We start from the raw sequence: 14,796 nt of genomic DNA, 5'->3' as shown, positions 1-14,796 counted from the left end.
ATGCGACACAATCACCAACCGGGCACGGCTTTCACGCCGCGCACGCTTTCGCTCGGCTGCCATGCGGAGCCGATACAGCTGACGTTCCAGCCCGGAACAAGCGTTCTCGCGGCGATCGATGAGGCCCTTGCGGCCAAGGGCTTCCAGAGCGCCGTCATCGAAGTGACGCAGGGCGCCTTCCTGCCGCTCGTCTACGTGACGCCGATCATACCGGCCGATGGCCTGCACGCCGCCTGGTACAGCGACACCCACGCGCCGTCCGGTCGGGCGGAGATCGAGAGGCTGACCATTGTCTTCGGGCAACGGGACGGCCAGCCGTTTCTCCACTGCCATGGGGTCTGGCAGCACGCCGACGGGTATCGCGGGGCAGGACACCTGATGCCGAACGACGCGCAGTTCGCGGAACCCGTGGACGCCACGGTCTGGGGCATTTCCGGCGCGATCATGGACCAGTTGGACGACAGCGAAACGCGGTTCCGCCTGTTCACCCCCCTTCCCCATGCGGAAGCGCCGACGATCGCGCCACGGCGCGCCGTGCTTTGCCGCCTGAAGCCGAACGAGCCGCTGCACCGCGCCATCGAAGCGATCGCCGCGAGCCATGGCATCGTCCGGGCGTCCCTCCATGGCATCGGCAGCCTGATCGGCTGCACTTTCCAATCAGGAGAGACGATGACGGCAGCCGCGTCCGAACTCTTGATCCGATCGGGATGGCTTGCACCGGATGCCGCGGGAGATGCGCGCGTCGCGCTCGATCTCGTGATCGTCGATCCCGACCGCCGGATCTTCGAAGGCGTGATCGTCGAGGGGGCGGACCCTGTCTGCATCACCTTCGAACTTCTGATCGTCGAAGAGGACGACTGATCAAGGGCCTTTGGCTTTCGGCGCAATGAGGCTCCGGAAGCCCCATCACTTCAACATCCGGGAGGACGTCTTATGAGGAAAACATTCACGACAGCGGACGGGGCGACACTGAGCTACAGCGATAGCGGTTCGGGCGAGGTCCTGGTTCTGCTTCACGGCTGGTCGCAATCCGCAGCCATGTTCCGACATCAGATCGAAAGCTTCTCCAAGGAGCGCCGGGTTATCGCGCTCGACTTTCGCGGCCACGGCCTGTCTCCGCAGGCGCAGCACGGCTACCGCATCTATCGCTTCGCGGCCGATGTCGCCGAACTCCTGCGGCGTGAACGGATCGAGAAGGCCAGCGTGCTCGGCTGGTCGCTGGGTGCCTCGGTTCTCTGGGCCATGATCGACCTTTACGGGACCATCGGTCTCGACCGCCTCGTCTTCGTTGACGAGCCCGCCTCCGTCATGATCCAGCCCGGAATGTCGGAAGAGGATGTAAAGAACGCAGGCGCACTCTTCGACGGGACGACCATGCTGGCAGTCGCGGCCCAGATCGCGGGTCCCGAGGGACACGCCGCCCGCGAAGGCTTTCTCGGCAGCATGATAACGAAGGGTATTCCAAAGGATCTTCGCGACTGGTTGCTGGCAGAGAACCTTTTGGTAGACCCCCGCACTGTTGCCGAACTCTTCGTCAATCATTGTGCGATCGACTGGAGCGACCTCTTCAAACGGATCGACCGTCCGACGCTCGTCATCGGCGGCCGTGTCAGCCACGTCAACCCGCAGTCGCAGGAATGGATCCACGGGCAGGTAAAGGGCTCCGAACTCGTTATCTTCGACGAGAGCCAGTGTGGCGCGCATTTCCCGTTCATCGAGCAGCCTGAAACGTTCAACGCGGTCCTTGCCGCGTTTCTGGAAAAGGGCTCGGCAAAGCTCCCCTCGGCCAGCTGATCGACACGAGCCGTCCGGCACATCTGCATCGCACCGGACGGTTTTTGATCCGAACATTTTCCCAGAGGCAGCGCTTCCATGGCGCATATCGACACAGTGTCATGCGCGAAGACGTTGATCACCGAAAACAAGATCATCACGGACGGCTGTCTCGTCATGGGCGCTCCGGGTCGCGTGATGCGGAGTGCGGCGGCATGAACACATTGGCGCCCCTCTGACGATGAGACGAACTCAGCGCGGAACGGTGCTGCAGGCCTGAGTGGCTGCGGACAGATCGTCATCATCCAGGCAGCCACGACGGGGTTGCGCCTGAAAATCCTGCCCGACCACGTGAGCGACCGGCTGCTTCAGTTTGCCGTGGCTGACGCGGCCGTGCGCGACCCGCCATCCCTGGCGGAACGGGGGATCGGATCAACGCATGGATTTCCGCACCATATGGTGCTAATGAGGCTGCTCGGAACAGGGAGCCTCAGCATGCGATCCACGATCAATCTCGATGACACCCTCCTTGAGCGCGCGAGATCCTTGACCGGCACCAAGGAAACAGCGGCGCTTGTCCGTCAGGCCCTGGAAACGCTTGTGCGGGTCGAGTCCGGGAAACGCCTCATCGCGCTTGGCGGCACCATGCCGGACGCAGAGGCAGCCCCTCGCCGCCGGAGCGAAACGGCAAAATGATCTTGGTCGACACGTCGATCTGGATTGATCATTTTCGCCACGGCGACGCGGCGTTGGGCAAAATCATCGCGGACGACCGACTGCTCAGCCACCCTGTCGTTATCGGGGAACTGGCCCTCGGCAGTCTTCGCGACCGCGAGATGCTCATGGCGTTCTTTTCGGCCCAGCGCGAGGCTCTCGTCGCAACCCATGACGAGGTCATGGCGATGATCGAACGACATGCGATTTTCAGCATGGGCATCGGCTACACGGATGCGCAATTGCTGGCATCGACCCTGCTTGATCGGCGTTCACTATTATGGACCAGGGACAAGCGTTTGGCGGCAGCAGCACGGAAGGCTGGCGCTTCGCTCTATGCGCCCACCCCGGTGCCAAACTAGCGGCTCGGAACGGCATCCTCCCCCAGACGGCTCGCTCTGCAGGCGCAGGCCATAATGCAATACGTTTTCGCCAAAGGCACGGCCGTCGATCTCGCACTCTCCCCCTTTCCCGTCGGGCATGCGACGACGACCGATGGTGGTGCGCAGACCTTCGTTCGTATCCTATTTCGTAAGTGTTAGATAAATTTCAACCAAGACGCTTTAAACCTGTCACATCAGAGCAATTTGGTTCGTCTTGACTTTCCGACGATCCGGCTCTCGCCCGTTGGTGCCATGACATTGTTTGGAGACGTCGGATGTTGCCGAAAACCGCTACTGGTCGCAATATGTTCGCCATCGTCGCAACGGGCGTCGCCACGACGGTGGCTACGGCCGGCATTCTGCTCTACCTCGCCTATCACGAGGTCAGGAACCGCTCGATCTCCGAAATGACCAATGCGGCCGCGACCAGCGCGGCCAATGTCGAGACCCGCTTTGGCGCACTGAAGACGCTCAGCTTCAACATGCGCTCTTACCTGGTCTCCGCAATGCAGGCCGGCACGGCCTCCCGCTCGGCCGCAGACGCGTTTCTTCGGCAGATCCTGACCGACAATCCGGCAGCCATCGGCGTCAGCACCGGCTGGGAGCCGAACGCCTTCGACGGCAAGGATGCCGATTTCAAGGGTAAGCCGGGACATGACGCAACGGGGCGCTACGTGCCCTATTTCGCGCGCTCCGGCGACACGATCGTCCATGATCCGCTCATCGATTACGACAAGCCGGGCGCCGGAGACTACTATCAGGTGCCGAAACAGACAGGCAAGGACCTGTTCACCGAGCCTTACCTCTATGCCATCAACGGCAAGGAGGTGCTGATGACGTCCTTCATGGTGCCCTTACTCAAGGACGGGAAATTCATCGGTGTTACCGGCGTCGATACCGCACTCGACAGCCTGTCGAAAGATCTCGCCAGCCTGAAGCCGCTTGGAGCAGGCTTCGTTGCCCTGATCAGCCAGGGCGGCAGCATCGTCGCCTATCCCGATGCGTCTCTTCTCGGCAAATCGCTCAAGGACTCCGGGCTGGATGTGGACGCCTGGAACAAGGTGATCGGCAATCAGGGTGAGCCCGTGACCCTGGTGAATGCCGATGGTTCGCAGAACCTGGCCGTCGCCGTGCCGGTCAACATCATTCCCGGCACGACCTGGTACACGGTCGTCTCGGTTCCGATCCCCGCCCTCTTTGCCGGTTTGAAGAGCCTGGCGATCACCTCGTTGATCGTTGTCGGCATTGCGACCATCCTTCTCATCGCGGTCGCGACGTTTCTCGCCAACCGGTTCCGCACGCGTCTCGGCAAGGTCATCGCAGCGACGACCGCGATTGCGGCCGGTCGCATGGATGCGGACCTGCCGGACACGGCCCGCCAGGACGAGATCGGCGACATGGCACGCGCGCTGGAGGTGCTGCGCGACAGCAACCTTGCGCGGATGCGGCTCGAGCAGGAAGCGGCCGCCAACCGCAGCCTTTCGGAAGAAGAACGCCAGCGCAAGGCGGAGGCCGACCGCAGGCGTGCCGCGGACATGGCGAAGGCGACGGTGGGCCTCGGCAAGGGCCTGAAGCATCTGGCCGATGGCGACCTGACATTCCGGCTTGCCGAACCCTTCGCCACGGATTTCGAAACGCTCCGCGCCGATTTCAACGCTGCAGTGACACAGCTGTCCGAAACGCTGCGCGCCGTGTCACTGGCGACGGAAGCCATAGACAGCGGCAGCCGCGAGGTCAGCAGCGGCGCCGACGACCTGTCGAAGCGCACGGAGCAGCAGGCCGCATCGCTTGAGGAAACCGCAGCCGCCCTCGACCAGATCACCGTCAATGTCGGCAACTCTTCCAAGCGCGCGGACGAGGCCCGCAAGGTCGCAGCGATCGCCAATGAAAGTGCCGCCCAGTCTGGTCGCGTCGTCGCCCATGCGGTGGATGCCATGCAGAAGATCGAGGAATCCTCCAACCAGATCTCGTCCATCATCGGGGTGATCGACGAGATCGCCTTCCAGAAGATCGAGGAATCCTCCAACCAGATCTCGTCCATCATCGGGGTGATCGACGAGATCGCCTTCCAGACCAACCTTCTGGCGCTGAATGCCGGCGTCGAAGCGGCACGTGCCGGGGAAGCCGGCAAGGGCTTTGCCGTCGTCGCCCAGGAGGTGCGCGAACTCGCCCAGCGCTCGGCCAAGGCCGCCAAGGACATCAAGGAACTGATCCGCAATTCCTCCGTCGAGGTGCAGAACGGCGTCCGGCTGGTCAGCGAAACCGGCGACGCGCTGAAGACGATCGAAGGCTATATCGTCACCGTCAACCAACACATGGACTCAATCGCGACCTCCGCCCGCGAGCAGTCCGTCGGCCTTGCCGAGGTCAACACGGCCGTCAACCAGATGGACCAGGTGACCCAGCAGAACGCGGCCATGGTCGAGGAGACCAGCGCGGCCGGCGCGACGCTTGCGACCGAAAGTTCGCGCCTGCGTCAGCTCATCTCGCAGTTCCGGCTTGCCGGCGCGCTCCGCCAGACCGCCTCCGTCATGGCCGCCACCCCGTCCCACCAACCCATCGCCTCGCCGGCCAGAAAGCTGTCGGGGAAAGTCGCCAAGGCCTTCGTCGGCAATGCCGCGGTAAAGGAAAGCTGGGAGGAATTCTAACAAAGCGCGATATTGCGATCCATCCGTGGCGCACCATTTATGTCTCCGCGCCGACGGGAGCGGCCTTTGGCGGCCGCCCGGAAGGTACTCTGCGAGGTGGTGCCAAGTTCAGGCGCTGGGTCGCTTGAGAGCGCATACCCGGATTGACAAGGAGATTCCGAATGAAACCGTTCCCCCTTCTGCTATCTGCGATCGGCATGTTCAGCCTGCCGGCTGTGGCCGGAGCCCAGGATGCGGGCTTCGCTCTGACCTATCATGTGGAACGGATTCCCGCGGCGCAGTTCAGCATCGACACCTGCGGCAGCGTCGTCTCCGATGCCGCGCAACAGGCCGGCCTGAGTGTCGATCTCAAAAGCTTCCCGGATCAACTGGTGACTGTCCATGGTGGTGCGAGCGGCACAGGGGCCTATGTCGTCCAGTGCATCGCCGTTGGTGACACCACGGTGGCGGTCGTCCAGGGTTTCGACTACCGCGAGACGAAGGGAACCATGGGTGATTTTGCAGATCAGGCGATCGCTGCCGTGAAAGAGGCAGCGAAGTAAGCCGTCGGCACGTGAGCCGACAGGGCGTGTTGCCGTCTCGTCAGCATCGAACCGTCGGTTGCCTTCCTGCGGAAGGAAACTTGCTTCGATCACACGGATGGCCAAAGACCGAGGCGGCACCCGAGCGAGTGCCGCCTTTCTTTCGGTAAGTATTCTCCGGACTGCGCGCCGCTATCTGGCATGGCGGTCAGCCGGTCCCTTTCCTTCGCGCCCGCCCCGCTTGCGCCGGATTGACGGATGGGCTCGTGCCCTCGGGGCAGTGGAGGACTGTTCCTGCGACGGCGCTGGGTCTCTCCCCTACTTCTTTGCCGATACGGCCTTGGCGGCCTGGTCGATGGTATCTGCAACCACCTTCGGCTGCGTCATGAAGAGCGCGTGGCTCGCCGACACCTTGGTGATCTTGGCCTTGATGCGCTCTGCCATGTGGATCAGCATGGCCTGATCGAATGCCTTGTCCTCGGTGGCGATGACGGCCCAGCTCGGCTTGGTGCGCCAGGCAGCATTTTCCAGCTTCGTCCCGAATGACGACATGTTGATCGGCACCTGCGCATCCCTCATGAACGCAACATCGGCATCGCTGACGTCATGTGCGAAACCAGCCTTGAACTTTTCCGGACTGACATAGCCGAAACCATCCTTCGTGGTTTCGATGACGAATTCCGATGCGGGAGCAAATCCCTCATATTGCTGGGCCGTCGTCTCGCCAGCATCCGGGGAGAGAGCGGAGACATAGACGAGACCCGCAACGTTCGGATCGACGCCGGCTTCTGTGATCACCGTGCCGCCCCAGGAATGTCCGACGAGGATGACCGGACCATCCTGCCGCTCCAGCGCACGCTTGGTCGCAGCCACGTCGTCTGCAAGCGAGGTCAGGGGGTTCTGGACGACGGTGACCCGATAGCCGCGCTTCGTCAGATTGTCATAAACGCCCTTCCAGCCGGAGCCATCGGCAAAAGCCCCGTGGACGAGCACCACGTTTCTCACGGACTGATCCTTGGCAATCGTGTCGGCGGCAGCCGCCGGGATGGCGGCAGACAATGCGGCAGCGATTGCAGCAACGGCGGTCTTGGTCTTGGTCGTCATGGCTTTCTCCATCTTTTCCGCGATATTTGTTATCGCAATAACTATAACCTGGCAGGCTTTTGCGGTTCCGTCAACATAATATTTATTGCGATATCTGTTTTCGTGGTAGTGTCGGTTCGATCGATGCGTGCAGGAGCACAGAATGACCAAACCCCACAACGATCCACCACCTCTGCATGACCAGCTGTGCTACGCGATCTACACTGCGGGCATTGCCATCCAGCGCGCGTACAAACCCGTTCTCGACGAGTTGGGACTGACCTATCCCCAATATCTCGTGCTCAATGTGCTTTGGAGCAAAGACGGGCAAACGGTGGGCGCCATTGCCAAGGCTCTTGCCCTGGAATCCAGCACGCTGACGCCGTTGCTGAAACGTCTTGAGACGTCCGGCTTGTTGCGCCGGACCAGAAACCTCAGCAACGAGCGGCAGGTGATGATCGCGTTGACCGAAGACGGCCGAGCCTTGCGACACAGAGCGGGTTGTCTGAGCGATACCTTGCTTTCAGCATCGACCGAAACACCCCAGGAATTGGCCGCCTTGAATGGAGACGTGCGTCATCTCCGCGATGCGATCTATTCCCAGATCGGCGGCTGGGACACACCAGCCTGACCGGAGAATTGCGGCGGCGATCGCCGCAGTGCGTTCGCGTGCTGCGTCCGGTTTCCCTAACCGGCCAGTTGCCCATGCGCCGCCAGCTGGCTGTGCAGCTTGCGCGGCGACATGCCGTACCAGCGGCGGCAGGCGCGGGCGTAGCTGCTTTGTTCGGAGTAGCCGAGCACGGTCGCGATTTCCGACACATGCATGCCCGTTCCCGCGAGCTGCCGACAGAGATCCCGGCGCAGGTCGTCCAGGATCTCCTCGAATGTCGTGCCGCGTTCGAAGAGCCGCCTTTGCAGCACGCGAGGGTGCAGGTTCAGCGTGTCCGCCGCGATGACGAGGCTGGCGCGGTTCAGCTTCAAGAGCCTGTGGGTGATCTCGCGCACGGTATCGACCAGATCGAGGCCCGGCTTGGTATCGGTGAGATAGGATTGCGCCAGCGCGAGCGCCGCGGCATCGCGCCCGGGAATGGCCCCGTCCAGCGCCCGTGTCGGAAACTCCAGCGCATTGTCCTCCCGCCCGAACTCGACGGGACAGCCGAAGACCTCGCGGTAGCGCTCGGGCCGCGCGATCGGCTGGTGCTGCATCGTCACCCGGAGCGGCGTGAAATCGTTGCCGAGAAGCTGGCGAAACGCCGAAATGGTCACGGCCAGGCTTTTCTCGATCATCTGATCGCGATGGGCGACGTGGCGCAGCGCGATCGAATAGGTGAAGGCGCTGACCTGCGGGCCGCGCTTCAGGGCCGCGACATCCGGTGGCGCGAAGAGGTAAAGGTAGCGGCAGACGCTTTCGAGCGCATCGGCGACCGTTTCGGAATGCCGCAGGAAAACCGCGAGCGGCCCCAGGAAGTGGATCTCCTGACGAACGCCGAGCCTCATGCCGAAATCGGGACACTGCAGCTCGCGCACGGCTGCACCCACAAGCTCCAGAGCCTTGGAATACAGGAGAAAGCTGTCGAAGTCGCCGATGGCGGCCGGGTTGATGCCCTGCGCGCGGGCAATGGCCCCGGGATCTCCGCCGAGCTCTGTCACGAGCTCTGAGAAGTTAAAGAGAACCGCACCGCGAATGATATCCCCCATGGCAGCAAATGCTAAATAAATGTCGCGTAATGTCAAGTTTTTTTCAACGCAATTGGCTAATCTTCGGCGGTGATGGAGCGGTGGAGCGTTTCATCCGGGAGAGAAACAGATCCGATCCTCAGCGCCGAATGCCTGCAACTCGTGCCTTTCACGAGGCGTCTTGACGCGTCCTTGCATTGCCTCCTGCCGCCGGGTCGATCGCAAGGAGGAACACGTCAATGAACATGCGCGCCGTCGTGCTGCAACACGGAGCCCTCAGCCTTGCGGATGTTTCCGTACCGAAACCCGGAGCCGGCGAGGTTCTGGTCCGGACCCTGGCAACGGGCATTTGCGGAAGCGACCTGCACACCGTCAGCCATGGTGAAAAGCTGCTCGCCAGCGCGCGCGCCGTGGCCGGCGTCGAGATCTTCGATCCCGCCGAGCGGATCGTGCTCGGACATGAAATCTGCGCCGAAATCGTCGAATACGGCCCCGACTGTCGCAAGATCCATGCGATCGGGACACGGGTCGTGTCCGCGCCGTTCATCATCCGGCCGACGCCCGTGACGCTCGGCTTCGGGACACTGGAAACGCCGGGCGGGCTCGGCCAGTACATGGTTCTCTCCGAAGCCCTGCTCATTCCGGTGCCCGATCACGTTTCCAACGATCTGGCGACCCTTGCCGAGCCGCTCGCCGTTGCCGTCCATGCGGTCAATCGCGGCGCGGTCGCAGGCGACGCCGTACCGATCGTCATCGGATGCGGACCGATCGGACTCGCCATCATCGCGGTTCTGAAGTCGCGCGGCATCGGGCCGATCGTCGCTGCGGATTTCTCAAACGCCCGGCGCGAGATGGCAAAGACGCTCGGCGCCGATGTCGTCGTCGATCCGCGCGAGACCTCGCCCTACGATGCCTGGCGGGATGTCGCCGCCGTCAGCGAGCCCGAGCGTGTCGCCCGGCAGACGCCGATGTTTCCCGGCCATGCCTTCCGACCGTGCGTCGTGTTCGAATGCGTCGGCGCCCCCGGCATGATCCAGCGGATCCTCGCCGGAGCGCCCCCCTGCTCGAAGGTCGTGGTCGTCGGGCTCTGCATGGAAGAAGACAGGTTCCAGCCGACCTACGCCATCATGAAGGAAATCGATCTGGCGTTCTGCATCGCCTTCTCGATCGAGGAATTCATCGAAGCCTTCACGCATATCGCGTCCGGAAAATTGGACGTCCGTCCGCTGATCACCAGCCAGATCGGCCTGAAGGACGTGCCGGATGCGTTCACGCGTCTCGCCAATCCCGAGAACGACATCAAGATCATCGTTCACCCGCAGGACGCGTAACGCCTGCTCGTCGCGCAAGCGCGCGCCAGCAAAGCCAGTTCCACAATCCAGCCGATCCTTGAGGAGGATATCATGAACATTCAGGCACCCATCGAGCAGGTCAAACCGCCGGTCTTCTCTCTGCCGCAGGACGAACTCCTGACGACGAACATCGCCGATGTCCCGGTGATGAAGGACGCGCTCGGGCCGGGCATCCATTTTCAGCCGCTGCTGCTCGATCCGGAAATCGGCATCGCCGTCAACATCGCCACGTTCGAGCCCGGCGCCATCGTCGGCGCGCATCTGCACACCGGCGCGGTGCATGGCTACACGCTGCAGGGCAAGTGGCACTACAAGGAGTATCCCGACCAGCCGCAGGTCGCCGGCTCCTATCTCTACGAGCCCGCCTCGTCGGTGCATACCTTCGTCGTTCCCGAGGACAACACCGAGGACACGATCGTCCTCTTCATCGTCTACGGGGCCAACATCAACTTCGACGACAAGGGCAATTTCCACTCCGTCCTCGATGCCATCACCATCATCAATCTGGTCGAGATGTGTTCGAAGCGGCAGGGCATCGGCCCTGTCCGCTATCTGAAGGGCGGAACCGTCGCCTACTCCACGGGCGCCTGACACGACACGTCGATGCAGGGTGATTTCCGGAGGACGGCCCGTCGCCTCGTGCGCCGATGCCGCCCGCCGGATCTCGCTCGCCCCTTCCGGGCCGCGTTCATCGCGGCCCGTCCATAACAAGAACAGGTGAGGAAACAGGCATGACGACGGAAAACTGGACAGAGCGGACGGTCATTTCGAACGGGCAACGGATCCATATGAGGATCGCAGGAGAAATTGGTCCGCTCGTGCTTCTGTGTCATGGCTTCCCGGAATCCTGGTATTCCTGGCGTCACCAGCTGAAGGCCCTTTCGCAAGCCGGTTATCGCGCCGTTGCGATCGACATGCCGGGATACGGCCGCTCCTCCAAGCCCACGAACCCCGCCGCCTATGGAACGGTCGAACTCGTGGCCGTCTGCGTCGGCGTGGTGGAAGCCCTCGGAGAAACGACGGCCGTGATTATCGGCCATGACCTCGGCGCGCCCGTCGCCTGGACCGCTGCATGGACCCGGCCGGACATTTTCCGGGCCGTCGTCGGCATGAGCGTGCCTTTCGGGGCCGCGGGCCTCGGATGCCTGCCGGGCAGCCCGTTCGGGGAAACCCGCCCGAGCGAGGCGGCCGCCAAACTGGCCGGCCCGGACCGCATGTTCTACCACGAATACTTCGCGCTGCATCGAGAGGCGGCCGCCGCTGAAGCCGAACCCGACATGCGCAGCTGGCTGACGAGCGCGTTCTACAGCCTTTCGGGCGACAAGCCTCTGCCGGCCGAACTGGCCGCGTTCGACATGACGAAGCTGCCGGATCTGGTGCTGCGGGAGGTGGTGCGCGCCGCCATCTCCGTGCCGCGCACAGCGGGCGCCGGCATGTCCGGGCTGCTTGAGCTGCCCGCCACGCTGCCGGACTGGCTTCGCCCTGAAGATCTCGACTATTGCGTGGCCGAGCTCGAATCCACCGGCATTTACCACGCGCTGGGCTACTACATGAACGGCGATCGTGACTGGGAAGCGCTCGGTCCCCACCAGGGCAAGCCGCTTTCGGTACCCGCGCTCTATATCGGCGGCGACCGTGACATCGTGACCATCTGGAGCCAGGAGGCCATCGCGCGCGCGGAAGAGGTGGTAACCGATCTGCGCGGCAAGATCATCCTTCCCGGCTGCGGCCACTGGATCCCGCAGGAGGCGCCGGAGGCCGTCAACGACGCCCTCCTCACCTTCCTGCGTTCGCTCTAGGCCCGCTTTATCGCCCTGCAGCCGTGCCAAACCGGCGGCTCTCGCCGCCACAGCCGACATCGCCCGCCGCATTCCGCCAAGAGAGGGAGAGACCGACATGTCGAAACACAGGATCCTGGAAACCAGGTCTGACAGCGCCTATCACTATCCGCTTCTCATCCGGAAACTGCTCGCCAATGTCGCGCAGCAGTCGTCGCAGGAGATTGTCAGCGCCGGGCAGCGTTTCACCTATGCCGATCTCGTGGAGCGCATCCACAGACTCGCCTCGCTGCTGGCCGGCCACGGCGTCGAGGCCGGCGATACCGTCGCGGTCATGGACTGGGACAGCCACCGCTATCTCGAGGCCTATTTCGCGATCCCGATGATGGGCGCCGTGTTGCAGACGGTGAACGTGCGGCTCGTGCCCGATGTCATCGGCTTCACCCTGCGCCAGTCGCAGGCAAAGGTCATTCTCTACCATGACGACTTCGCGCCGGTGGTCGAGCGGCTAAGAGGTGGCCTTGCCGATCTGCGCCACGTCATCCGCCTCTCCGATACGCCCGAGCCGGGCACCTATGAAGACCTGATCGCTGCGGCATCGCCGGACTTCGTCTTCGAGGATTTCGACGAGAACGCCATCGCGACGACCTTTCACACGACGGGCACGACCGGCGATCCGAAGCAGGTGTTCTTCAGCCACCGGCAGATGGTTCTCCACGCGCTGGCGGCGGCCGTGACATTCGCCGGCAATCCGGACGGGCAATCCCTACGGCGGTCGGATGTCTATATGCCGATGACGCCGATGTTCCACGTCCATGCCTGGGGCCTGCCCTATGTCGCGACGATGCTCGGCCTGAAGCAGGTCTATCCCGGCCGCTACCAGGCCGAAACCATCCTCTCGCTGAAGAAGACGGAAGGCATCACCTTCTCGCACGGCGTGCCGACCCTGCTGCGGATGATCGTCGATGCCGCGAAGGTGTCGGGAGAGAACCTCGCGCCCTGGACCATGCTCGTCGGTGGATCGGCGCTTTCCGAGAGCCTTGCAGAAGAAGCGCTCGCGCTCGGGATCGATGCCTTCGTGGGCTACGGCATGTCCGAGACGGGCCCGATCCTCACGGTGTCGCGGTCGAAACCGGGCGACCCGACGGCCACGCGCCTGCGCGCCGGCCTTCCCATTCCGCTCGTCGAGACGCGGCTCGAACCGGATGGTCGCGGCGAACTTCTGGCCCGCGCACCATGGCTGACGCAGGGCTACGGCACCCAGGCGGCATCCGACGATCTCTGGGCCGGCGGCTGGCTGCACACGCAGGACATCGCCGAGATCGATGCGGACGGGGGCGTCCGCATCGTCGATCGCCTCAAAGACGTGATCAAGACAGGCGGAGAGTGGGTGTCCTCGATCGAGATCGAGAATATTCTCACGACCCATCCGGCCGTGACCGAAGCCGCCGTCATCGGAACGCCGTCGGCGACATGGGGCGAACGGCCGCTCGCCTTCGTGATCGCGGCGCAGGTCGTGCCGCCGCCGACCGAAAACCAGCTGAAGGCCTTCCTGGCCGAGCAGGTCGCGGCCGGGCGCATCAGCCGCTACGCGATGCCCGACAGCATCCATTTTCTGGCCGCCCTGCCGCGCACGAGTGTCGGCAAGATCGACAAGAAGGCGCTGCGCCGAGAGATCCAGAACTTTCCTGGGCTGAACGCACTTGGTGGCTGAGCGAAAAGCGGCGTGCGGGCGGGGGCTTGCGGGTTGCCAGATTTGAGGGGGGCTTCGCCGAAGGAGCGCAGCGCCGAACAGGAGAGATGATCCGCACGGCCCGGCGACGGGTTCGACGCGGACGAGGCTCGCGACCGGGCCATTCGGGGAGGAGGAACCCCGTCGAGGAACCGGCCGAGGCGAACGTGCAGAATTTCAACAAGCGATAGGAGGATATCGTGGGGGGATTGATGAGGAAGACACTGTTGGGGGCACTTGCTGCCCTGGCCGCCGGCTGTTGGGGCGAGAGCGCCATGGCGCTCGATCTGTCGCCGAACGATTATGTTCACCTGCCGGACGGCACCTTCGTTTTAGTGAACTACTTCAACTACGTGGAAGGCGATACATTCCGGGACAAGGACGGCAACAAGATACCGGGTTCCAAGGACAGACTGGCCTTCGGAATCGAGCGTCTGGTCTATTATGGCGAAACCGACAGTGGCTTCGAGTGGGCCATGCAGGCCGTCATGCCCTATGGCAGCATCAATGCGCGCATCGGCGGCGTCGATGCGGATACGGAAAACGGCACGAGCGACCTGACGCTCGGCACCGCCTTCTGGGCGATGAGTTCGAACGAGCCGACCGGCACGACGCTCGGTTCCTCGACCTACCTGATCCTGCCGGTCGGCCAGTACGATCCGTTGAAGCCGTCGATGGGTGCCGGCGCGGTCGGGATCGTCGAGCAGATCGGCCTCCAGCAGGGGCTCGGCAACGGGTTCGTGCTCGATCTGGCGGGCGACATCCACTATCGCTTCGATCACACCGACAACGGCATCGAGGTCAGCCAGAAGCCGATCTACCAGATCCAGGCCTTTCTTCGCTACAACATCAACGAAGCAGCCTCGATCTCCTTCGGCTATTCCGGATTGTTTGGCGGCAAACAGACCTATAACGGCTTCGATACCGGCCTGCGCACCCGCGAAGACCAGTTCCGCCTCTATGCAACGACCTTCGTCTCCCCGACGATCCAGCTTCAGGGGATGGTCGGCACGGACGTCTACGCCAAAGGCGGCTTCCAGCAGGACCTCGTGACGCAACTTCGCATCGTCAAGCTGTTCTAAATTAACAGGAGCAAGCGCGCCCGCCGGTGGAAGCGAGACGGGCCCCCGGCGAC

14 protein-coding genes are annotated in these 14,796 nt (G+C 63.1%); 12 read left to right on the top strand and 2 right to left on the bottom strand.

Annotated features, from left to right (window positions below; genetic code table 11):
- The 6 genes from ASG39_RS20475 (at position 1) to ASG39_RS20450 (ending at position 6,060) form a co-directional block, all read left to right on the top strand.
- On the top strand, positions 1 to 861 hold the full coding sequence (locus ASG39_RS20475; protein ID WP_062596811.1) for a DUF296 domain-containing protein: 861 nt from the start codon (positions 1 to 3) through the stop codon (positions 859 to 861).
- A gap of 72 nt (positions 862 to 933) precedes the next feature.
- Positions 934 to 1,794, top strand: coding sequence for an alpha/beta hydrolase (locus ASG39_RS20470; protein WP_062596810.1), 861 nt, complete (start codon positions 934 to 936; stop codon positions 1,792 to 1,794).
- Between the two features lie 474 nt (positions 1,795 to 2,268).
- Complete coding sequence (locus ASG39_RS20465; RefSeq protein WP_062597045.1) at positions 2,269 to 2,469, top strand: type II toxin-antitoxin system VapB family antitoxin; 201 nt, start codon at positions 2,269 to 2,271, stop codon at positions 2,467 to 2,469.
- Positions 2,466 to 2,849: a type II toxin-antitoxin system VapC family toxin gene (locus tag ASG39_RS20460; protein ID WP_062596809.1), complete on the top strand. Its 384-nt coding sequence runs from the start codon at positions 2,466 to 2,468 to the stop codon at positions 2,847 to 2,849. Before ASG39_RS20465 ends, ASG39_RS20460 begins: the two co-directional genes overlap by 4 nt.
- Before the next feature lie 296 nt (positions 2,850 to 3,145).
- Positions 3,146 to 5,518, top strand: a complete 2,373-nt coding sequence (locus ASG39_RS20455) for a methyl-accepting chemotaxis protein (RefSeq protein ID WP_062596808.1) — start codon at positions 3,146 to 3,148, stop codon at positions 5,516 to 5,518.
- A gap of 161 nt (positions 5,519 to 5,679) precedes the next feature.
- Positions 5,680 to 6,060: a DUF6180 family protein gene (locus ASG39_RS20450; RefSeq protein ID WP_062596807.1), complete on the top strand. Its 381-nt coding sequence runs from the start codon at positions 5,680 to 5,682 to the stop codon at positions 6,058 to 6,060.
- 297 nt (positions 6,061 to 6,357) lie between these two features.
- Here ASG39_RS20450 and ASG39_RS20445 read toward each other — a convergent pair whose 3' ends face one another.
- A complete protein-coding gene (locus ASG39_RS20445) occupies positions 6,358 to 7,143 on the bottom strand; it encodes an alpha/beta hydrolase (RefSeq protein ID WP_062597044.1) in 786 nt (261 codons plus the stop codon).
- A 142-nt stretch (positions 7,144 to 7,285) separates the two neighbouring features.
- On the opposite strand from ASG39_RS20445, the gene ASG39_RS20440 reads away from it, so the two are divergent.
- The gene (locus tag ASG39_RS20440) at positions 7,286 to 7,753 is read left to right on the top strand and encodes a MarR family transcriptional regulator (RefSeq protein WP_062596806.1); all 468 of its coding nucleotides are present in this window, start codon (positions 7,286 to 7,288) and stop codon (positions 7,751 to 7,753) included.
- 56 nt (positions 7,754 to 7,809) lie between these two features.
- Here the strand turns inward: ASG39_RS20440 and ASG39_RS20435 are convergent, their stop codons facing one another.
- On the bottom strand, positions 7,810 to 8,820 hold the full coding sequence (locus ASG39_RS20435; RefSeq protein ID WP_062596805.1) for an AraC family transcriptional regulator: 1,011 nt from the start codon (positions 8,818 to 8,820) through the stop codon (positions 7,810 to 7,812).
- 218 nt (positions 8,821 to 9,038) lie between these two features.
- On the opposite strand from ASG39_RS20435, the gene ASG39_RS20430 reads away from it, so the two are divergent.
- The 5 genes from ASG39_RS20430 (at position 9,039) to ASG39_RS20410 (ending at position 14,743) form a co-directional block, all read left to right on the top strand.
- Complete coding sequence (locus tag ASG39_RS20430) at positions 9,039 to 10,130, top strand: zinc-binding dehydrogenase (protein ID WP_082477397.1); 1,092 nt, start codon at positions 9,039 to 9,041, stop codon at positions 10,128 to 10,130.
- A 72-nt stretch (positions 10,131 to 10,202) separates the two neighbouring features.
- Positions 10,203 to 10,742, top strand: coding sequence for a 2,4'-dihydroxyacetophenone dioxygenase family protein (locus ASG39_RS20425; RefSeq protein WP_062596804.1), 540 nt, complete (start codon positions 10,203 to 10,205; stop codon positions 10,740 to 10,742).
- A 140-nt stretch (positions 10,743 to 10,882) separates the two neighbouring features.
- Complete coding sequence (locus tag ASG39_RS20420; RefSeq protein WP_062596803.1) at positions 10,883 to 11,950, top strand: alpha/beta hydrolase; 1,068 nt, start codon at positions 10,883 to 10,885, stop codon at positions 11,948 to 11,950.
- A 97-nt stretch (positions 11,951 to 12,047) separates the two neighbouring features.
- The gene (locus ASG39_RS20415) at positions 12,048 to 13,643 is read left to right on the top strand and encodes a long-chain-fatty-acid--CoA ligase (RefSeq protein ID WP_062596802.1); all 1,596 of its coding nucleotides are present in this window, start codon (positions 12,048 to 12,050) and stop codon (positions 13,641 to 13,643) included.
- A gap of 245 nt (positions 13,644 to 13,888) precedes the next feature.
- Positions 13,889 to 14,743, top strand: coding sequence for a transporter (locus ASG39_RS20410; protein ID WP_162242463.1), 855 nt, complete (start codon positions 13,889 to 13,891; stop codon positions 14,741 to 14,743).
- Positions 14,744 to 14,796: the final 53 nt, after the last annotated feature.

Origin of the sequence: Rhizobium sp. Leaf371 (assembly GCF_001424045.1) — a bacterium.
Taxonomy (GTDB): domain Bacteria; phylum Pseudomonadota; class Alphaproteobacteria; order Rhizobiales; family Rhizobiaceae; genus Ferranicluibacter.
Note: the sequence above shows the minus strand (reverse complement) of the source record. Positions and strands in the feature narration are given on the sequence as shown.